This is a genomic window from Gulosibacter molinativorax, from assembly GCF_003010915.2.
Taxonomy (GTDB): Bacteria; Actinomycetota; Actinomycetes; order Actinomycetales; family Microbacteriaceae; genus Gulosibacter; species Gulosibacter molinativorax.
In genome coordinates this window covers 2,173,064-2,194,029 of the sequence record NZ_CP028426.1, presented here as the reverse complement: position 1 = coordinate 2,194,029, position 20,966 = coordinate 2,173,064, and the positions used below count along the sequence as shown (strand labels likewise).

Annotated in this window: 15 protein-coding genes; 11 read left to right on the top strand and 4 right to left on the bottom strand. The window is 63.1% G+C overall.

Features of this window, described 5'->3' with window-relative positions; genetic code table 11:
• Positions 1–121: 121 nt before the first annotated feature.
• Together GMOLON4_RS10125 and GMOLON4_RS10120 are read right to left on the bottom strand one after the other, a co-directional pair.
• Complete coding sequence (locus GMOLON4_RS10125; protein ID WP_245575390.1) at positions 122–1,033, bottom strand: ABC transporter ATP-binding protein; 912 nt, start codon at positions 1,031–1,033, stop codon at positions 122–124.
• Positions 1,023–2,021 (bottom strand): ABC transporter permease, encoded by a 999-nt coding sequence (locus GMOLON4_RS10120; RefSeq protein ID WP_084147394.1) that lies wholly within the window; start codon positions 2,019–2,021, stop codon positions 1,023–1,025. The genes GMOLON4_RS10125 and GMOLON4_RS10120 overlap by 11 nt, the downstream gene beginning before the upstream one ends.
• A gap of 161 nt (positions 2,022–2,182) precedes the next feature.
• Between GMOLON4_RS10120 and GMOLON4_RS10115 the strand changes: the two genes are divergently transcribed.
• The 3 genes from GMOLON4_RS10115 to GMOLON4_RS10105 all read left to right on the top strand — a co-directional run bounded on the left by GMOLON4_RS10115 (position 2,183) and on the right by GMOLON4_RS10105 (position 6,635).
• Complete coding sequence (locus GMOLON4_RS10115; protein ID WP_026936398.1) at positions 2,183–3,418, top strand: glycosyltransferase family 4 protein; 1,236 nt, start codon at positions 2,183–2,185, stop codon at positions 3,416–3,418.
• Positions 3,419–3,518: 100 nt separating this feature from the next.
• The gene (wecC, locus tag GMOLON4_RS10110) at positions 3,519–4,784 is read left to right on the top strand and encodes a UDP-N-acetyl-D-mannosamine dehydrogenase (protein WP_026936399.1); all 1,266 of its coding nucleotides are present in this window, start codon (positions 3,519–3,521) and stop codon (positions 4,782–4,784) included.
• A 51-nt stretch (positions 4,785–4,835) separates the two neighbouring features.
• Complete coding sequence (locus GMOLON4_RS10105; protein ID WP_026936400.1) at positions 4,836–6,635, top strand: glycosyltransferase family 4 protein; 1,800 nt, start codon at positions 4,836–4,838, stop codon at positions 6,633–6,635.
• Positions 6,636–6,721: 86 nt separating this feature from the next.
• On the opposite strand, the gene GMOLON4_RS10100 is transcribed toward GMOLON4_RS10105, so the two are convergent.
• Positions 6,722–8,497: a glycosyltransferase family protein gene (locus tag GMOLON4_RS10100; RefSeq protein WP_051266492.1), complete on the bottom strand. Its 1,776-nt coding sequence runs from the start codon at positions 8,495–8,497 to the stop codon at positions 6,722–6,724.
• A gap of 121 nt (positions 8,498–8,618) precedes the next feature.
• The gene (locus tag GMOLON4_RS10095; protein ID WP_026936401.1) at positions 8,619–10,271 is read right to left on the bottom strand and encodes a heparinase II/III domain-containing protein; all 1,653 of its coding nucleotides are present in this window, start codon (positions 10,269–10,271) and stop codon (positions 8,619–8,621) included.
• 210 nt (positions 10,272–10,481) lie between these two features.
• Here GMOLON4_RS10095 and GMOLON4_RS10090 point away from each other — a divergent pair, with 210 nt between their 5' ends.
• The 8 genes from GMOLON4_RS10090 to GMOLON4_RS10055 all read left to right on the top strand — a co-directional run bounded on the left by GMOLON4_RS10090 (position 10,482) and on the right by GMOLON4_RS10055 (position 20,959).
• Positions 10,482–12,245: a glycosyltransferase family 4 protein gene (locus GMOLON4_RS10090; RefSeq protein WP_035732261.1), complete on the top strand. Its 1,764-nt coding sequence runs from the start codon at positions 10,482–10,484 to the stop codon at positions 12,243–12,245.
• Between the two features lie 30 nt (positions 12,246–12,275).
• Positions 12,276–13,037 carry a hypothetical protein gene (locus tag GMOLON4_RS10085; RefSeq protein WP_146137458.1) on the top strand — a complete coding sequence of 254 codons (762 nt, stop codon included), beginning with the start codon at positions 12,276–12,278 and terminating at the stop codon, positions 13,035–13,037.
• On the top strand, positions 13,034–15,244 hold the full coding sequence (locus tag GMOLON4_RS10080; protein ID WP_026936404.1) for a glycosyltransferase family protein: 2,211 nt from the start codon (positions 13,034–13,036) through the stop codon (positions 15,242–15,244). The genes GMOLON4_RS10085 and GMOLON4_RS10080 overlap by 4 nt, the downstream gene beginning before the upstream one ends.
• 109 nt (positions 15,245–15,353) lie before the next feature.
• Entirely contained in the window at positions 15,354–16,670 is a 1,317-nt protein-coding gene (locus GMOLON4_RS10075; protein WP_026936405.1) for a nucleotide sugar dehydrogenase, read from the top strand.
• Complete coding sequence (locus tag GMOLON4_RS10070; protein WP_026936406.1) at positions 16,670–17,272, top strand: acyltransferase; 603 nt, start codon at positions 16,670–16,672, stop codon at positions 17,270–17,272. Before GMOLON4_RS10075 ends, GMOLON4_RS10070 begins: the two co-directional genes overlap by 1 nt.
• 13 nt (positions 17,273–17,285) lie before the next feature.
• Complete coding sequence (locus tag GMOLON4_RS10065) at positions 17,286–18,383, top strand: DegT/DnrJ/EryC1/StrS family aminotransferase (protein ID WP_026936407.1); 1,098 nt, start codon at positions 17,286–17,288, stop codon at positions 18,381–18,383.
• Between the two features lie 2 nt (positions 18,384–18,385).
• On the top strand, positions 18,386–19,369 hold the full coding sequence (locus GMOLON4_RS10060) for a Gfo/Idh/MocA family protein (RefSeq protein WP_035732262.1): 984 nt from the start codon (positions 18,386–18,388) through the stop codon (positions 19,367–19,369).
• 153 nt (positions 19,370–19,522) lie between these two features.
• The gene (locus tag GMOLON4_RS10055) at positions 19,523–20,959 is read left to right on the top strand and encodes a glycosyltransferase family 4 protein (RefSeq protein WP_265415364.1); all 1,437 of its coding nucleotides are present in this window, start codon (positions 19,523–19,525) and stop codon (positions 20,957–20,959) included.
• Positions 20,960–20,966 lie beyond the last annotated feature (7 nt).

Below are 20,966 nucleotides of genomic sequence, written 5' to 3'. Positions count from 1 at the left end.
GTGTTTAGGTCGCCCAGTATCAGCTGAAAGGTACCTGTGATGATCGCGAGCGTACTCAACAGCAAATACATCCTGACCGGTTGTATAACCGCCGGGGCAGGGGCGGCAGTTCACTCCACTCTTAACTGTTGGGGATACGACGCACATGCGGAGATGATGCTCGAAGATTCGCCCGGCGTTCCTCGAGTGATTGTGTGGCGTTACGAAGGAGTTTCGCAGCTGTCTCGGTTTTTCCTTGCGCCAGGTTGTGTGCATACCAGCGGTAGGAGCGGGCGACTTCTACGGCTGGTCCGTCCGCGACAATCTTGCCGGTGTCAAGCCAGATGGCACGCGAACACATTTCTTCTACAGTTTGTGCCGCGTGGCTGACGAGAAAGACTGTCCCCGTTTTCTGAAGCATCCTATTCATTGCTTGTTTCGAGCGTTCCAGAAATGAGGCATCACCGGTGGCCAGCGCCTCGTCGATCATGAGGATTTGTGGCTCGGCTGCCACAGAGATTGCGAAACGGAGGCGAGCGCCCATTCCTGAAGAGTACGTTCGCATCGGTCGGCGGATTGATTCGCCGATATCGGCCAGTTCGATTACCGATTTCCTGCGCTCCCGTGCTTGCGCCGGGGTCATGCCCATCGCAAGCAACCCCAGCTGAATGTTTTCGTCACCGGAGAGGTCTGGCATCAGGGCAGCACTCACTCCAAGCAGCTGAGGTTTGGAAGAAGTGACAACGAGGCCCTTCGTCGGCGGTTCCGTACCAGCCAGAACGCGGAGGAGTGAACTCTTGCCCGAGCCGTTACGCCCGATGAGACCGATAAACTCGCCTTCTCTGGCCGCGAACGATATCCCACGCAGGGCCAAGAAGCTTGATTTTTGGCGAAAACGATTCATGAGTCGATCCGTGGGTTGTCCATCTTCGGTGGTGCGGTATCGGAGCCGAACGTCATCCGCGAGGACAGTAACATCGCCGTATTCGCGTGGCGATTCTGCCAGATCTTGTTGTGTTTTCTTTGGCTTATCGGTCTTCGAGTTACTGCTCACGCGCGTACGACTCCTCGCCCTTCCAGAACCACACGAATCCGAGCACCATTAGACAGACAGCCCATGCCGCAGCGATAAGCCAGGATTGAACGCCGGGGATTGTGTTGTACATCAACAAGCTTCTGTACATATCCAAAATGATATAAACCGGATTGGTCTCGATGATTGCCATCGCTATCGGGAAACGATCGAATCTCGTCGCCGGGAATATCACTGCGGATGTATACATGAGAATTCGGACGACGAACGACACGGCGTTAGCGAAATCGGGCAGGTTAGCGCCGAGGCGCGCGAATATCAGGTATACGCCAAAATTCATGATGGTTTGAATCAGAAAAACGACGGGAACGAGCAGCCATGTAAATGAGGGCCATTCATGTGGTGGCCAGGCAACGATGATGAGGAGCATGACAATCATCGCCGGAATCCGTTCGAGGGTCGCGCGGAGCTGCATCGCCACAAGAATTGATGCACGCGGGAAGCTGAAAGCGCGCACCATTGCACGTGAGGTCCGCAGGGCCGTCGTGCCCCCGGTGATAGCCGCACTTGTCAGCTGGAACATGAATACACCGATCACGACAAATGCGACGTAGTTGTCGATGCCGCGCCCCGCTTGGAGAACCAAGCCGAAAATCAGCACGTAGAAAATTGCATCCAGCAATGGACGAATGACGAGCCAGCCGAGGCCGAGACGATCTCGAGCATGCCCCGTCGCAACCTTCTTGCGCGCTTCGCGCCGGATGAAGTGTCGCCGTTCCCAGATTTCGCGGATGTACTGCACAAGCGATGGGCGCCCGCCCACCTTGCTCAAGTGAGTGAGGTCGCCATAGGCCACTTCCACATCGAAAATAAACTCCGAGGCGTTCATCCGTTTCCGAAGGTTTTGCTCGTCCGGAGTCAGCGGCACTGCCGCGTGGTGCGGCGGCTCGCTCATCGGGATTTGGGGTGGCGTCGAAGGCGCCCGCTTTGCTCGTGCCAAATCGCGCATCCCTTCACGTTGTTATTGAGGCTAAACCTTCGTAGTACCTACGCAATCATAGGGGTAGCCGCTATTGGGGTCGAAGCCGAAGCGAATTCGTCAGCGGTGTCTGGGATCCTCGTCAGTACACTGGGCACCAGTTTTCGACTCGATTGGCAGGAAGGTAGCGCTTGCGCATTCTTCTCATTACGCACTATTTTCCGCCCGAGAACGGGGCGCCGCAGCGTCGCTGGGACTCGCTCATTCGACACTTCGTTGAGGCCGGTCATGAGGTCGCAGTGCTGTGCCCGCCGCCGCATAATCGCACGGGTCGGATTCCAAACGAATACCGCAGCTATTACCGCACCGGTAATGCCGAGCGCGCCGAGAACGGCGCGCTCGTGTTTAGAGTTGGGTACCTTCCACACCGCGGCGACATGGTGACGCGGACGCTTGATCATCTCGCCTCGGCACTGACGTCGATCGGCCGAGGAAGCCGACTGCTCCGGTCAGAGAGCTTCGTGCCCGACGTGATCATCGCGACGGCGCCCGCGATACCGACCCTCATCGCGGGCCGGTGGCTGAAGTTGCTGCATCGCATTCCACTTATCGTCGAAATGCGGGATGCCTGGCCAGATCTCGTGACGCACATGTCGGGAGGCGACGGGGGAGCGGGCGGTGCAGTATCGCTGGCTAAGCGACTGGTGCAGCGGTGGGTGACTGGACTACAACGCTCGGCGACGCAAGTGGTGACGACGACCGACGCATTTGCGCGAGTGCTCGAAACTCGAGGGATGCGGGGCGTTGAGGTAATCCGAAACGGAGCCGATGCGAATCGATTTGCGGAATTGCCAGCACGTGACGGTAATCACGCAGAGCTGCGAGCGCTTTACCTCGGCACGATCGGGCGCAGTCAGGGCCTCGACATGGTTGTCCGCGCTGCCGCCGCGCTTGGGGAGCAGGGCGTGGATCTGCAACTTCGCATTATCGGCGACGGTCACCACCGTGAAGACCTCGTTGAGCTCAACCGGTCGCTTGGGTCTCCGGCCGAGATCCTGTCAGAGATCAGTCCTCGGGACGTTGCACAGCAATACGCGTGGGCTGATACCACCATCGCGAGCCTGCGCGATTGGGAGCCGTTCGAATGGACAGTCCCGTCGAAGCTCTACGAGCTTCTCTCGACTGGCCGACACGTGACCGGGATCATGGCAGGCGAGGGTGCGAGCATCCTGCAGGACTCACGCGCCGGAGACGTCGTAGCGCCCGGGGATCTCGCTGGGCTTATCCAACGCTGGACGGATCTTTCGAAGAATCCTGAGCGCCTCGAGATTGGTACAACTGGGGTGGACTGGGTTCAGAAAAACGTTGATTTCACCAGGCTTTCCAGCGACTACCTCGAAATCATCGAACGGGTACGACATGACTAATGTCGCCGGGTGGGCATAGGATACGGAGATGTTGCCACTCTGAGAGGCCTCTTTTTCTCGTGGGAACTCGAACGTTTTGAACTTCATGGAAGGCACAGGGATGACGACCTCCGCATCACCGAAGACCGTTTTTGAGACCGTGTGTGTGGTTGGGCTGGGGTATATCGGCCTGCCGACGGCGGCGTTTATCGCGTCGCGGGGTCCGCGGGTGATTGGTGTGGATGTGAAGCAGAGCTTTGTGGATCAGATCAACGCGGGCGAGGTGCCATTCTTCGAGCCCGACTTCGACGTGCTGCTGAAGGAGGTCGTCAAGGACGGCAAGCTTTCGGCACAGACCGACACCCCTGTCGCGGATGCGTACATCGTCGCGGTGCCGACGCCGTTCAAGGACGACTATGCGGTGGACACGAAGTACATCCAGGCCGCAGCGAAGAACATTGCCCCGCAGCTCAAGGGTGGGGAGTTGATTGTGCTGGAGTCGACCTCGCCTCCGGGAACGACGGAGAAGATGGCGGAGTTCATCCTCGCGGAGCGTTCGGACCTCACGATGGAAGATGGCCTCGAGAACTCGGTGTATTTCGCGCACGCTCCGGAGCGGGTGTTGCCGGGTCGGATTATGGCGGAGATGTCCGCGAACGACCGCGTGATCGGTGGGGTGACGCCGCGTGCGTCGGAGATGGCGCGTGACCTGTATGCGACATTCAGCAACGGCGAGTTGCTCGTGACGGACGCGAAGACGGCCGAAATGGCGAAGCTGACAGAGAACTCGTTCCGCGACGTGAACATCGCGTTCGCGAACGAGCTGTCGATCATTTCGGAGCGGCTCGGGATTGACGTGTGGGAGCTGATCGAGCTCGCGAACCATCACCCGCGCGTGAATATTCTGCAGCCGGGCCCCGGCGTGGGTGGACACTGCATCGCGGTGGACCCGTGGTTTATTGTGAACGCGGCTCCGGAGGAGTCGCGCCTGATCCGTACCGCCCGCGAGGTGAACGACGGCAAGCCAGTATACGTACTCGACAAGGTTGAGGCGCTCGCGCAGCGGTTCAAGGACCCGGTGGTTGCGGCGCTGGGTATCGCGTTCAAGGCGAACATTGATGATCTGCGGGAGTCGCCGTCGTTGAACATTGTGGACAAGCTGGCGACCGACGTGGCTGGGGTTGATGTTCGCGTGGTGGAGCCGAATGTTGAGGAGCTGCCGGAGCAGTTGTCGCGTCATGAGAATGTGCGCAAGCAGGATCTTGAGGGTGCGATCGCGGACGCGGATATCGTGCTGCTGTTGGTGGATCACGACTCGTTCAAGACGCTTGATCAGGAGTTGTTGAAGGAGAAGGTCATTGTCGACACGAAGGGCGTCTGGCGCTAGCCGGGCCACTTTCGCTGATCCAGGCACTTTGGTTCTCCCAGGCACGCTGACGTGACATCGATTCCCCGCAGGCGGTGGGCGCGCAACGTCGCGCTCACCGCTCAAACGGTTTCCGAGCACGTCGTTGACGACCCGGCCCTACTCGCGCTGCAGACCTCGCGAAAGCTTCCGGCTTCGCTCCGCAGCACGTTCGGCAACCTCCTCGCGCAGGTCGGGTCGCGCGGTTCTCGCACGATGGAGGCGTTCGGGTACGAGCTGGCTGGCGACCACAAAAAGGCGCGACAGGCGCTCGACACCATCATCGGTCGCATCGAGAACGAGGGCGTCGACGCCCAGCGGCACCGACTCGTGCCGCACGTGGCCGACATCGCGCTGTCGATCGGTGATCAAGACCGCGTCGAGGAGCTGCTCCGAAACGTGCCCGTCGACAAGCGCGGCGCGCCCTGGTTCGCGACCGCGTCTCGATTCGCGCTCTACCGCGGCGATCACGACGCGGCCGTCGAATACGCATCCCGGCACCCCCGCAATACCCATCTCGCGAAACGGATGATCGGCGAGCGCGACACCTTCGCGGAATTCACACCCGAGTACCCCGCCGAGCCCTCCTACGAGGCGATACCAGGGCGCATCCTGCACGCGCTCACGAACTCGTTCCCACACACCCGCAGCGGGTACGCGCAGCGGAGCCACTCGATACTGCGCTCGCTCGCCGACCGCGGCTACGAGGTGCGGGCCGTCACCCGCCCGGGGTATCCCGCATACACCGGCGTGCTGTGGAGCGCCGACGAAGACGTGATCGACGGAATCACCTACGCGCGACTCACTCCCGCTCGGCTTGCGACCGGCCTCAAGTGTCGGCTCGTCCAGCACGTCGAAATGCTCGCCGACGAGGTGCGGCGGTTCCGCCCCGCGGTGCTGCACACCACGACCCACTTCACCAACGCGCTCGTGGTGCAAGCGGTCGCCCGAGCCTTCGACATCCCGTGGGTCTATGAAGTTCGCGGCCAGCTCGCCGACACATGGGCGTCGACGCGTGGGCCAAAGGCGTTTGAATCGCAGCGCTATCAACAGTTCGTGGCGCGCGAGCGCGAGGTCACGCAGAACGCGGATGCCGTGGTCACCCTCGGCGACAATATGCGGCAGCAGCTCATCGACGCAGGAGTTAGCAGCGAGAAGATCTCGGTGTGCCCGAACGCGGTCGGTTCGCCGTTCATCGATGTAGCGCCAACGATCGCGGAAGCCCGCGAGCATCTCGGTATTGAGCCGGATGCGCTCTACGTCGGCACGGTCTCAAGCATCGTGTATTACGAGGGGCTTGACCTGCTGCTGCGCGCGGTCGCCAAGCTCGCGCCTGACTTCCCGAAGCTGCGCGTGCGAATCGCGGGCGACGGCGCCGAGCTTTCGCACCTGCAGTACATGGCCGAGGGCCTGGGCATCGCGGACCGTTGCGAATTTCCCGGGCGAGTGTCGCGTGCCGAGGCATCGTGGAACCACGCGGCGCTCGATGTATTCGTCGTCCCACGGAAAGATCATCGCGTCACCCGAGCCGTCACCCCGATGAAGACGGTCGAGGCATCCGCGGTCGGTCGACCAGTGGTCGCAGCCGACCTGCCCGCGCTCGAGGAGCTCGTGGAAGACGGCGTGACCGGTCTGCTTTTCGAGGCCGAGAACGTGGATGCGCTGGCGCAGGCGATGCGGGAGCTGCTCACTGACCCCGATCGGCGCGTGCGAATGGGCGCTGCCGGGCGGGAATGGGCGCTGACGACCAGGACGTGGGCCTCGAACGCCGAGACCTACGCCGGAATCTACGACGCGCTGACCGAGAGTCAAGCACGACGCTCGCAGGAATAGCGCTTTTCGAAGCACCATATTGTGCGTGAGGGTTCGATACACTTGCGACGGCGGCGCTGGCCGCGCCTCTATTCGTCTGGTCGTCGTTAGCTCGCGCTCGACCCGAGGATCGTGCTGACCAGCGCATCCAACACGCGGGGCTCGGAATAGGTGTCCGCAATGAACTCGCGAGCCTCGGCGGCCCTGGTTCGCCAAGTCACGGCATCCTGGGTCGTCTCGAGAATGGATTTGGCAAGGCCGTCGGTGTCGGGATGCAGCCAAGCGGCGGGGTAGAGCAAATCTGCACCCGGCCAGCTCAGCAGGAAGGGTGCGGCCCCGTGCGCTGCGCCATCAGGGGCAGTGAAGTGGAAGGACTCGAACTCGCTCGTTGAGAGCGCGACGCCGACCTGCTGATACCAGGAAGACATATCGGGCCCGAACGGTGAGAACTCGACGGCGTCGCCCAGGAGCGGATCGTTCTCGATGCGCGCGAGCTCCCTGTCGAAATATTCGCTCTCGCCGGTGCGGTCGGCCATCCAGGGGTATTCCTCTGGGCGCTTGCCGCGCAGCGACAGCGAGTAGCGCGGGTCGACCTCGCGCAGGGCTTTGAGCACGTCGAGGGCCTCGCGCAGCCCCTTGCGCGCGGGGACCATGCCGGCGAGGCCGAGCCGGAAGCGAGCGTCATCAGCGTGCTCGGGAACAGTTTCGGGGATGTGCACCATGTTCGGCATGACCGCGGTGCGTTCCTCGGCCGCGTCGCTATCGCGCAGGAGCTGCCGGCGGACGTGATCGGCAACGACGAGGGTTGCGTCGACGTTCTCCCAATGAACCGTCGAGGGGAATGCCGTGGAGAGCTCCTGCAGGTGGAGCCGGGTGACGAGCCGCTTCCCGGGGCTCATCCGCTGCGAATACCAGGCGGCGTTCCCGAGGGTCCACTCGCACCAGACGACGTCGGCCCAGTCGAGGAGCTCGTTGCTGTGCTCCTCATCATGGCGCGCGTGGCCCGTCCACTCGTCGAGCTGCACCTCGTGGCCGAGGCGCCGCAACTCGTCGATGCCAGCGTGCGCGAATTTCATGTCGTGACCGGCCACGACGATGCGCTGCGGGCGGTCCGTTGTGGATGCGCCATGGTAGAGGTGCGTGGGCTCCTGCCAGACGTCGGGGCGGTGGCTCGGGATATCGACCGTTTGCTCGAGCGCCTGGAATCGAGCGATTCTGCTCGCGATGCGAGTCGATGCGGCGAGCGCGGGTACGACGAGCTCGTGAGCCATCGCAGGGAGCGGGGATTCTGCCGGCCATGCGGCGACGGGAACGCCCGCTGCGCGCGCTTTGAATTGTGCCGAATTGACCTTGTTTATGGGCAATTCTGTAGCTGGAACTTGTGTTGGGATTACCATCGCGGAAGTGAGGCTGAAGAGGGCATTGAGCCGAGTGGCGTCCGGCGCCTCGACGACAGAAACACCGGTGCGGATTCGTCCGGAACGGAGAACGGCGCGGGCACGGCGGGTGGCATCGGGCGCCGTAATCACGATCGTGTGGAGCGAGTCCTTGAGACCGCGACGGCTGGCAAGCAGTCGGGCGAGTGCCGAAACTGGGTATGCATCCTCGCTGCCATCGACGCTCACGAACAGCACGATGCAATTCGAATCCCGCGCCCCGCCGTCGTTCGAGCGCGTTGCCGAGCCGAAGAACCACTCTGACAGGCCCTCGGCCGGTGGGAGGGGGAGGAAGGTGCGAAGGGGATCGGCGCTGTCCGGCTGGGGGCTAGGCCAGTACTCTTCCGGGACGTGGCTGTTGAGATCGCCTCGCTGCTTTAAGAGGTGAAGCGCACGCGCCGAGCCGGCTTGCGCATCCCGCGCATAGCGCTGCGCGCGGGTCTTCACCCCCCGAACAATGCGGGGAATCTCAAAGTTATTCACGGGGCCTCCGGGGCGGGTTGATGGACCTTCGGCCAACGATGTGACTGGAAGAGCGGCACAAGCGTAGCAGCGGGTTTTATAAGAACTATGGCTGCGCCACCAACCCAAGATTCGCGTCAAGCAGCAAAGAACCGACTTTCGCGAAGCCGGTGAGGCTCCGAACCTGCTTCCCCAAGCCGCGGCGTTCGGATGCGAGCGTAATTGGTGCGGGGTGCGCGGAGCCGAACTGAAACACGGTCAGGAAGCCACAGTCTCGACCGCGCAGTCGGTACTGGATCGACCCGTTCGGGGCGAGCTCGTTGTGGGTGTCGGTTGCGCCGAGCGGGGCTCCGGCGTCGCTCGAATTCACCACGTTCACTTGCTGCGCGGCGAAATGCTGCGTTGCGGTGAACTGCCCGGCACCTTCGCCGCGGGTGACACTCCCGTCGCGGGTGAGAAGCGCATCCGGGTGAATAATCCAGCGCTGTTCGAAGGGCGTGGCGCGGCGGCTGCGCAGGCGGTCCCAGACGACGAGGACGTCGGGGTCAAACTCGATGTAGATAGATCTGTATACATAGGTGTGCTCGAACGGATTTGCCGTGATGGTGTACGACTGCCAATCCGGCTCGACACGTGAGTACGTCACTTCGCTGGGGTTCTGTGTCGACTTCTTTCGGCCGCGGCTGGCGATGATCGTGCTGTGGGCCGATTGCGAGCGCAGCCACGCGCGATTCTCGTCATCCGTGTAGCCGTGGAAGCCGCCGTCTTTGATGAGTTCCTTGCCATGGGCGACGAAACGGATCGACAAGTTATCGGCATGACCGTGGATGAGCCGCCCGGGCCCGAATCGCACGGAGTACGCAGACTCTGTCTCGAATGGCCGGTTTTCGCCCCAGCCCGAACGGCCAAAGATATAGCCGGCCGAGAACGTCTTGGCGTTTTCCGTGGGGCGGGGCCCAGACGCTCCCCGGGTGGCCGCAAACTCGGCGATCGTATCGGGGATTGACCCGGCGGGCTCGATCGGGGTATCGCCGATCTCGAACCACGTGCCATCGGGCCGCGTTGCGTGGGCGAGAAAGTCGGGCATCTTCTCAATCCGCGCGCGCAGGCGGGTCACGGTCGCCTCTGAACCGGGATGACCGTCGAGGTATTCGACACAACTCTTGAGCTGCTGGTAGTTGAAGTAGTCGTAATGGACGGCCTGCTCGATGGTCACGCCTTCATCGTCGACGACGCTGAGCATCGCCGACTCGAGGCGCGCGAGTCCGAGCTGCTGGGCCTCGCGATCGCCGAGGCGCTCGGCGACATTGATGAGCGATTTTGACTGATCGACGCCGTGGTTCCAATTGCCCTGGAAGTTCTCCTCCGCCGCCAGGAAGACCTTGTGTTCGCGCAGGATCTCGTCGAGCCACTCGTGATCCTCGACACGCTCGGCGACGTCGAGGAACGAGTCGGTTCGGTACGCGACGGCGTGCGCATCCCATGCCCTCGAGATTGCGGGGGAGTCCTGCGGGTTGTGCGCGACCCAGTCGCGAATGATCTCAACGCAGACCGCCTCATCGTCGGGGCTGAGCCGGTCGGCATTTGAGAAAACGCGGAGGAAGCCGAGGCACGAGAGCCACCATTTAAACGACTCAGAGCCCTGATTGAGTGAGGCGTAGTCGAGTCCACCCGCCCAGGGGATGGGATCGACCTGGTACTTCGCTGGCACAGTGATGTGCCCGCGCCGAAGGTCGCGTCGCAAGTCCGATCGGCTCAAGTAGGTCGCTCCTTGGTGAATTCTTGGGTGCCCTCGTGACCCTACTACGGGGAATGGGGACACCGATTCTGCCGCGACGGCCAGTGCAAAGCTGACTCCAAAGCGCCTTGCGACATAATCGGCCTGTTGAGGCTTCAGAGCCCGTGCGCACTCAGCGCGCAAAGAATTGAACTGCGGGTCGGGTCGGAGCCAGCCCCGAGAAGGTAATTGATGAATCCCAAGCGGCCGTGGCGCCAGAACATTTCGCTGACGGGGCAAACCGTCGTCGAGCACATCGTCGATGACCCGATTCAGCTGATGCTGCAGATTTCGCGGCGATTGCCCGCGAAGGCTCGGGGGCCCGTCGGTAAGGCAATCGCGAGCCTGGCGGGTGACCGCTTCGGCGCCGCCGCAACGGTCGGGCAAGAAATCGCGGGGGACCGCGCGGGGGCCGAGGCGGCACTCGATCAGGCCACGCAGGGCGCGGCCCTCACTCGGAGTCAGGGTGGCAGCAAGGCGGCGCACCTCGCCGACGTCGCCCTGTCGATGGGCGACCACGAGCGTGCCGAGCGGCTCCTGCAGCAGGTGCCGCCAGCATCCCGCCGCGCCGCGTGGTACGCGGCTGCCGCACGGATCGCGCTGTATCGCGGCGATCACGATCTCGCCGTGGAGTTCGCGAGCCGCCACCCCCGCAATGTTGCGCTCGCGCGACGGATGCTGGGGGAGCAGCAGGTGTTCGCGGGATACCGGCCCGACCTACCTGCGGAACCGAACTACGAACCCGTGACCGGTCGCGTGTTGCACGTGCTCACCAATTCGCTGCCGCATACCGCAAGCGGTTACGCTCAGCGCAGCCACTCGATTCTCAAGTCGCTCGTCGAGCGCGGATTCGAGGCGCAGGCCGTGACGCGGCCCGGCTACCCGGTCCAGGTGGGCATCCCGTGGGCCGCGTCCGAGGACATCGTCGAGGACATTCACTATGTGCGCCTGTTGCCGACGCGCCTCGGGCAGGGCCTCAAGGCGCGGGCCGATCAGCATGCGGCATTGCTTGCGGCGGAGGTGCGCCGGTATCGTCCGGCGATCCTCCACACCACGACACACTTCACGAACGCGATCGCGGTCGCCTCGGTGGCCAAAGCATTCGGCATTCCCTGGGTTTATGAGGTGCGTGGGCAGCTTGCCGATACCTGGGCATCCACCCGCGGGCCGCAGGCCCTGACCTCGCAGCGATACCGCGAGTTCTCGGCTCGCGAGCTCGACGCGGCAAAGTCGGCGGATGCGGTGGTCACCCTCGGGGAAAACATGAAGCGACAGCTCGTGGCCGGGGGCGTCTCGGAGGCCAAGATCTCGGTGTGCCCCAACGCCGTCGGCGTTCCCTTTATTAATGAGCCGCCGACGCAGGGGGATGCGCGTGCGAGGCTCGGCCTCGAACCGGATGTGCAACTGATCGGGACCGTCTCGAGCATTGTCGATTACGAGGGCCTCGACCTACTGTTGCGGGCCGCTGCGCTACTGATTCCGTCGCATCCCCGTTTGCGAGTGCGCATCGCGGGCGATGGCGTCGCCCTCCCCGGGCTGAAGGTGCTCGCGGAAGAACTCGGTATCGCCGACCGCTGCGATTTTCCCGGCCGCGTGCAGCGCGCCGAGGCGATCTGGCACCACGCGGCGCTCGACGTGTTCGTCGTGCCGCGTAAGGACCTCACCGTGACCCGCAGCGTGACGCCGATGAAGACCGTCGAAGCCTCGGCGGTTGGGCGGCCGGTGGTCGCATCCCGATTGCCCGCGCTCGAGGAACTCGTCGTTGACGGGGAAACTGGGCTGCTCTTCGAGGCCGAGAACGCTGGGGCGCTCGCGGACACGCTTCGCTCACTGCTCGATGATCAGCCGCGGATAGAGCGCATGGGCGCGAATGGCCGCGAATGGGCTCTCGAGACGCGGACGTGGGCGGCGAATGCGACGACGTACGAGAATGTTTATGCCCGACTCGCCCGCTAGCCGCCACTTCGAATGACCACGAGGACACGCATGTCGAATTTTGTAAGTAAGGCGATGAAACGCGCCGGCAAGCTCGTGCCGAAGCCGGTGCGGAAGAAGATCAAGGCATCCGGCAAGCGAGTCGTGCAGCAGCTCCCGGCGCCCGTGAAGAAGGCGATTGCCCGGCCCGCCCAGCGGCGCTCGGCACCGAAGTATCCGCTCGATCACCTGGGCCTCGCCGCGGGCGTCGCCGATCGGCTCGGTAAGGGGTCGGCGAAGAACGTCACCGGCCGCGCCGCAGCTGGCACGGTCATTGATGAGCAGGCTTCTGATCGCCTCTACCGCGCGATGTTCGGAACCGCCGCGCCGACCCGAACGGAGGCAGGCGGCCGCCCGGTCGCTGGAATTTTTGCTGCTGACCTCCGCGCCGCACTCGATCGCGCGGGCCACGCGGTGCTGCCGTTTGTGCCCGGCACCTCGAAGGCGCTCGCGGAGCGCGCCGAGGTCATCGTCATTGACCTCGCCGGCTTCGACGGCGTGTGGGACGGCGCGCTCGACCCGAGCGGGCTTGGCCTGATGCGTGAGATCTATGCGTCACTCGAGGCGGCGCGCGCCCGCGGCGTGGCGTGCTGGTTGGTGCTTCGCGGGGAGGATGCGCATCGTCACGGGGCGATCTCGCTCGAGGTGTCTGAGCTCGTCGAGACGATCGTTCCGGGTGAGGCCCGTCGCGAACAGCTGCACTTCACCGAAAACCCGGGCGACGTTCCGGGCGGCATCGTCGAAATCATTCGCAACCTGGAGGCAGTGGCGTGAGCCGGACAGTGAAGGTACTCGTATACGGCGACGTCAATCTCAACGTCATCGACGGCTCGGCCATTTGGCTGCCGTCGATCTCCGAGGCGTGGGCAAAGGCCGGGGCCGAGGTGCACGTGCAGCTCAAGGGCGTCGAACGGCGCGACCTCCTTTCCGGTCCCCTGCGCAAGCTTGCCGGCGTGCGGGTCTTTGACGCGCATCCGAAGAACCGCGAGACCCTCACGGTTGAGGAAGCGGCCGACGCGATCAAGCAACTCGACGCATCCCACGACTACGACGTCATTCTCGTGCGCGGCATACAGGCCGCCATCGCGATCGGGAACAGACCAGCGCTCGCGGCGAAGCTGTGGGCGTACGTCACGGAGTACGCGTATGGGCCCGACCACTTCGACGAGGCCCGGCGCGAGCGCATCGGGAAGATCGCGAACTCGGCCCGATTCATGCTGGCGCAGACCGAGGAAGCCCGGGCCGTCCTCGAGAATCTCATCCCGGATGCCGCGGGCAAGACGCTGCTGCTGCGGCCGATGGTGCCGGACGAAGTGCGACCAGGTGAAGAACCGCACAATCTCGCGGCGCGCGGCACGGCCGAAAACCCCCTGCGCCTGATTTATACGGGCAAGTTCGCCAAGGCGTGGCGCACCGACCTCATGCCCGCGCTCGTGGGCGAGCTCGAACAGCTCGGGGTGCATGCCGAGCTCACGATGGTCGGCGACAAGGTGCACAACGAGCCCACCGACGTGGACTGGGCCGACAATATGCGCGACATCATGGCGGCGGGACTGCCGCGCGTGACGTGGGCCGGAGCCAAAGACCGCGCGACGAGCCTCCAGATGGTCGCTGATTCGGATCTGCTGCTGAGCTGGCGCTCGCCCGAGCTTGACCTGAGTCTCGAGATCTCCACGAAGGTGCTCGAGAGCAGTGCCCTCGGGGTACCCGCAGTCATCAACCGCACGCCGATGCACGAGGCGATTTTCGGGCCCGACTACCCCTTCTTTGTGGATGCCCGCACCGACACCCCGGCGGAGATCGCGAGAAAGATTCGGGATGCGCTGCGGGCGAGCGGTGATGTGTCGCGCCGAGTCGAGGCGATCATCCAGCCGTATCGGATCTCGAGCCGCGCCGATGAGCTGCGGGGCTACCTGCGCCGGATTGGCATCGAGTGGGCCGACGGCGAGTTCCGCGACTCGGCGGTGCTGCCCGCATCCCTCGCCTCTCCGACGAAGCCGCTCAAGGTGCTGCTCGCTGGCCACGACCTCAAGTTCGCCGGCGAACTCGTCGATCTCCTGCGCCGGTTGCCGGGCGTCGAACTGCGTATTGACCAGTGGGAGGCGCTGCACTCGCACAACGAGGTCGCGTCCCAGAAGGCGCTCGAATGGGCCGACGTCATCATCTGCGAATGGGCGGGCTCGAACGCCGTTTGGTATTCGCGGCACAAGAAGCCCTGCCAGCGGCTCATCGTGCGGCTGCACATGTTCGAGTTCCGCGGCCGCTGGCTCGGAAACATCGCGACCGAGAACGTCGACCTCTTCGTGACGGTGTCGGAGCTCACGCACGATCTCTTGCTCGAGCGCCTCGACGTGGATGCGTCGAAGGTCGCGATCATCCCGAATACGCTGAGCCTCGCCGATCTCCAGCGTGAACCGCTGGCCGGGCGCGAATATCGCCTTGGTCTTGTCGGCTTCGTGCCGCTGCTCAAACGGCCCGACCGCGCGCTTGAGCTGCTCGGTCGCCTTCGCGAGGTCGACGACCGATTCACCCTGCACATCCGCGGCCGCATGCCGTGGGAGTTCCCGCACCTCTGGCAGAAGCCGGAACAGCGAGAGAGCTACCTCGACATGTTCGCGAAGCTCGGAGCGAGCGATCTCTTCGAGGCGGTCGCCATCGAACCGTTCGGCGCTGACATGGGGAGCTGGTTCCGCAAGATTGGTTGGACGCTTTCGCCCTCGACCACCGAGAGCTTCCACCTCGCACCCGCCGAGGGCATGGCATCGGGCGCGGTACCCGTCGTATGGGAGCGGCCGGGCGCCGAGGCGACGTTCGGCGAGCAATTCCTCGTGCGCGATACCGCCGAGGCCGCAGAGCGCATCCTCGCCACCGTACGCGACGCCGAGCGACTCACGCGGCTGCAGGCGGATGCGATGTCAGCCGTTTCGCGCTTCGACGAACAGGTTGTCGAGAGCGCGTGGGTGCGCGCAATCACGGGGTAGCACACGGGCGGCAAAGGGCCTGCGTGTTAGCCTGAGCGCTTGAGGATGTGCGGTCCTGCCTCACAGCCCCGAGCACCAATGAACTCACTCAGAGAAGGATGCGACTGTCTTGAAAATTGTCGTTATTGCGTTGGGCAAGATCGGTTTGCCGCTGGCTGTTCAGTTTGCGTCGAAGGGCCACGAGGTCACCGGTGTTGATGTGAACCAGCAGACGGTCGACCTCATCAATGAGGCGAAGGAGCCGTTCCCCGGCGAGCACCTGCTGCAGGAAAAGCTGGTGGAGGTTGTCGGTTCGGGGAATCTGAAGGCGACGACGAGTTATGCGGATGCGGTGCCGGGCGCGGATGCGATCGTGCTGGTGGTGCCGTTGTTTGTGGATCAGGATGCGAAGCCTGATTTTGGGTGGATGGATGCGGCGACGAAGGAGCTCGCGGAGCATTTGACGCCGGGCACGCTGATCTCGTACGAGACGACGCTGCCGGTGGGTACGACGCGCACGCGGTGGAAGCCGATGATCGAGGAAATCTCGGGCCTGGAGGAGGGCCGGGACTTCCACCTGGTGTTCTCGCCGGAGCGGGTGCTGACGGGTCGGGTGTTTGAGGATCTGCGGAAGTATCCGAAGCTGATCGGTGGGCTGTCGGCTGCGGGTGCGGAGCGTGCGCGTGAGTTTTATGAGGCGGTGCTTGATTTTGATGAGCGCCCGGATCTGCAGCGTGCGAACGGGGTGTGGGACCTCGGCAGCGCCGAGGCGTCGGAGCTGGCGAAGCTGGCCGAGACGACGTATCGCGATGTGAATATTGGGTTGGCGAACGAGTTCGCGCGGTATGCGGGTGAGAACGGTATTGACGTGTATCAGGTGATTGAGGCGTCGAACTCGCAGCCGTATAGCCATATTCACCGTCCGGGAATCGCGGTGGGTGGCCACTGCATCCCGGTGTATCCGCGGCTGTACTTGTGGAACGACCCGAAGGCGGAGATTGTGCGTACGGCGCGTGCGTTGAATGCGGACATGCCGTCGTTCACGGTGGGCTTGTTGGCGGGGGCGCATGATGTGGATCTCGCTGGTCAGCGTGTGGTGGTGCTTGGCGCTGCTTATCGTGGTGGGGTGAAGGAGACGGCGTTTTCGGGCGTGTTTGACACGGTGAAGTCGTTGACCGATCGCGGTGCCGAGGTGTTCGTGCATGACCCGATGTACACGGACGAGGAGCTCGCGAAGTTTGGGTGGTCGGCGTATCACTTGGGTGAGTCGGTGGATGCGGCGGTGCTGCAGACCGACCACGCCGAGTACCGTGGGCTGACGCCGGCGGACCTGCCGGGTATCCGCACGCTGGTGGATGGTCGTAACGTGACTGATCCCGCGAAGTGGGCGGGCGTTACCCGCCGCGTCATCGGTATCCCCGGCGAGACCGCTGAGGCGAACGCCTAATGGTTGAGCGCCAAAACGTGCGCATCGTTGATTCCGCCGATGTCGCGGACGCCGCGTCGATCGGCGCTGGCTCGTCGATCTGGCACCTCGCGCAGGTTCGTGAGGATGCGCAGCTCGGCGAGAACTGCGTGATTGGCCGCGGTGCCTATGTCGGCACCGGCGTGAAGCTCGGCGACAACTGCAAGGTGCAGAACTACGCACTCGTCTATGAGCCCGCGGAACTCGAAGACGGCGTCTTCATCGGGCCAGCGGTAGTGCTCACCAACGACACTTATCCGCGAGCGATTAACCCGGATGGCACGCAAAAATCCGCTTCCGACTGGGACGCGGTGGGCGTGACGATCAAGACGGGTGCGGCCATCGGCGCGCGCTCGGTATGCGTTGCACCCGTGACGATCGGCGCGTGGTCGCTGATCGCGGCTGGCTCCGTCGTCACCAAGAACGTGCCCGATTTCGCGCTCATGGTTGGCGTGCCAGCGAAACAGATCGGTTGGGTCGGGAAGACCGGCCACCGCCTCGTCGAGGTGGATGGTGAGTGGGAATGCCCCGACACGCACGAGCGATTTATTGAAACCGACGGCCGTCTCGCCGCCAAGAACTAAGGAAGGTTGCTAGGTGTCTGATTTCATTCCACCGGCGAAGCCCATTATCGGTGCCGAGGAGCGTGCGGCGGTTGACCGGGTCATGCAGACCGGGATGATCGCGCAGGGCCCGGAGGTCGCGGCGTTTGAGCGGGAGTTCGCGGCCGCGATGGTTGACGGGCGGGAGAGTGTCGCGGTGAATTCCGGCACCTCGGGCCTGCACCTTGGATTGTTGGCGGCGGGGATCGGCCCGGGTGACGAGGTGATCGTGCCGGCGTTTACGTTCGCGGCGACGGGTAACTCGGTCGCGTTGACGGGTGCGACGCCGGTGTTCGTGGATATCGAGCTGGACACGTATTGTGTGGATCCGGCCGCGGTGGAGGCTGCGATCACGCCGCGTACGAAGGCGATCATGCCGGTGCACTTGTACGGGCACGCGGCGAACATGACCGCGCTTGGCGAGATCGCCGAAAAGCACGGCCTGATGGTGTTTGAGGATGCGGCGCAGGCGCATGGCGCGAGGTGGCAGGGCCAGCGGGTGGGTACGTTCGGGACGTTCGCGATGTTCAGCTTGTATCCGACGAAGAACATGACCAGTGGCGAGGGCGGCATGGTGTCGGTCGCGGACCCGGAGGTGGCGCGCCGCCTGCGGTTGCTGCGCAACCAAGGCATGGAAGTGCAGTACCAGAACGAGCTGGTTGGGTTTAACAACCGGATGACGGACATTCACGCGGCGATTGGCCGGGTGCAGTTGACGAAGGTCGCGGGCTGGACATCGCTGCGGCAGGACAATGCCGCGGTGTTGACGGCCGGTCTGCGGGGCGTGACGACGCCGGTGGTGGCTGCGGGTGCGGAGCATGTGTATCACCAGTACACGGTGCGGTTGCCGGAGGCGATCGCGCCGCGTCGTGCGGAGTTGTTGGCGCGGTTGAAGGACGAGTTCGGGGTGGGTACGGGGGTGTATTACCCGGTGCCGACGAATGAGTTGCCGTCGTTCAATGTGGCGGCCGATTTGCCGAACACGAAGGTTGCGGCGGCGAGTGTGTTCTCGTTGCCGGTGCATCCTTCGCTTTCGGAGGGGGATCTGGAGCGCATTATCGCCGCGGTGAACACCGTGGTTGAGGAGGCCTGAGTATGACGATTCGGACCGGTCTGATTGGTCTGGGGATGATGGGCCGCCATCACGCGCGGGTGATGCGGTCGATCGAGGGCATGGAGCTTGTGGCCGTGGCGGATGCGTTTGGTGATTCGCATGGTGTTGCGGGGGATTTGCCGTTGTTCGCGTCGGTGGACGAGCTGATCGATTACGGTGTGGACGCGGTGATGTGTGCGGTACCGACGGGCCTGCATGAAGAGGTCGGGTTGAAGCTGGCGGAGGCGGGTGTGCACGCGATGGTGGAGAAGCCGATCGCGGAGAACGTGGCCGCAGGCGAGCGGTTGGCGGAGGCGTTCGCGAGTCGTGACCTGATTGGTGCGGTCGGGCATATTGAGCGGTTTAATCCGGCGTTGTTGGAGTTGCGGCGGCGGATTGATGCGGGCCAGTTGGGGCAGGTGTATCAGGTCGCGACGCGTCGTGAGGGGCCGTTCCCGTCGCGGATCGCGGATGTGGGTGTGGTGAAGGATCTTGCGACGCATGACATTGATTTGACCGCGTGGCTGAACCGTTCGAAGTATGAGCAGATTAGTGCAAATGTGGTGAAGATCACGGGTCGTGCGTATGAGGACATGGTGGTCGCGGTGGGGCAGCTGAGTAATGGTGTGATTGTGAATCACACGGTGAACTGGTTGTCGGCGTCGAAGACGCGGCAGACGGTGGTGACGGGGGAGAATGGTGTGTTCGTGGCGGACACGTTGACCGCGGATCTCACGTTTTTTGAGAATGGGACGGTGCGCAGCACGTGGCAGCCGGTGGAGAACTTCCGTGGGGTGACCGAGGGCGATGTGGTGCGGTATGCGTTTGAGAAGCAGGAGCCGTTGAAGACGGAGCATGAGGCGTGGCGGGATGCGATCTTGGGGCAGCCGAGTGAGTATGTGTCGATGGCCGAGGGGCTGGAGACGTTGAAAGTCGCCGAACTCATGATCGAATCGGCTCGCACCGGCGAGACCAAACGGGCATAGGCACACCCGATGAGCGCCAAGAAAAAGGTGAACACGGGGATTCGCAGTGCCCGGAGGCTGACGATACGCGCAGCGTCCGCGGTCGCGGGAAAACTGCCAGGGGGCGTGAAACGGCTCGCGAAGAACGTAGCCCGGAAGCTTCCGCAGGACACAGTGACCAAGCTGCGCTCCTCCATTCGAGAGCAACCTGGCTCCGCACCACTCATTGGCGAATCCATCAAACAAGGGCATCTGTTGCCGCTGGCTGCGGCCGGGTCGACATACTCACAGGAAGAAATTTCGACGTTTCTGCAGTATGAGCTGGCATACCTCAAGGAAGCGTATCGGCAGGCCACGGAGCGACTTGATGCGCTCAAACAACCCGAGTTATTTGACGGACTCGACGAGGAATCCGCGCATCGGGTTGAGGAGTACCTCAACAGCGCAGGTCCGATCGAACCGGGGCAAGCCTCGCATCTTGTTGTTGTCGAAATGTACCCGCGCGAGGGACAGGAATATGGCAACGGGTTCGTTCATCGCCGAGTGAAGCTTTATCAGGAAGCAGGCGCAAAGGTCCACGTGGCGGTGGTATCGCCGCGAGCTGAGCGCGAAATATTCGAGTATGACGGAGTTCGGGTTATCGCCGGACAGGGGCACGAACTCGCTGCGCTGCTCAAACAAACGCGATACACCAGCATCAGCACGCACTTCATGACCGAATACGTGTGGTCAGTACTCGCCCCGAACCTCGAGGGGCAGACGTTCTACTGCTATATCCATGGGTTCGAGGCACGCCGGTGGGTCCGGTCATTGCACAATTACCGAAGCGGTGATGTGCTTGAGCGCGAACTGGCCGCATCCATCCGGCGACAGCAATTCTGGCGAAACGTCATTGCTCACCCCAATGCCCCGAAGAAGTTTATTTTCGTGTCGAACTGGTGGTATGAGGCGGCTCAGGAGGATCTCGAGCTACGAATTCCTCGGCAGAAAGTTGAGATTATTCATAATCTCGTCGACACTGGCCTGTTTAAGTACGTAGAGAAGTCGCCGGAGCAACGGTTCAAGATCCTTTGGGTTCGAACCGCCAATAACTTCAACTATGGCAGCGACATTGCGGTGCGCGTACTCAAGGAACTCCGCGAGACGCCGTATTGGACTCAACTTGAGGTCAAGGTCATCGGTGACGGTCGATACTTCGGTGAATTTGAAGCCACGTTTGCCGAGGATGAGAATGTCGAGATCGAGCGCGGGTTCATCAATCAGGAAGAAATCGCCAGGCTCCACCGGCAGTACGGGCTATTCCTTGTGCCAACTCGGCTCGACACTCAGGGCGTCTCGAGAGATGAAGCCATGGCGAGCGGGCTCGTTCCCATTACAAATGCGGTAGCGGCTGTTCCGGAATTTGTCGGGAATGACGAGGCAATCCTTGCTGGCCCTGAAGACGTCCAAGGCATGGTGTCCGGCATCGTTGGCCTGCTCAAGCATCCTGATCGATTTTTGCAAATGTCTCGCGCGGCGGCGAGCCGAGTGGCTGGCCAAAGCGGCCCCACGCAAACAGTCGCCAAGGAAATCAAGCTCATGGGCCTGGCTCCAGAGACAGCGAATCAGTAACCGAGGA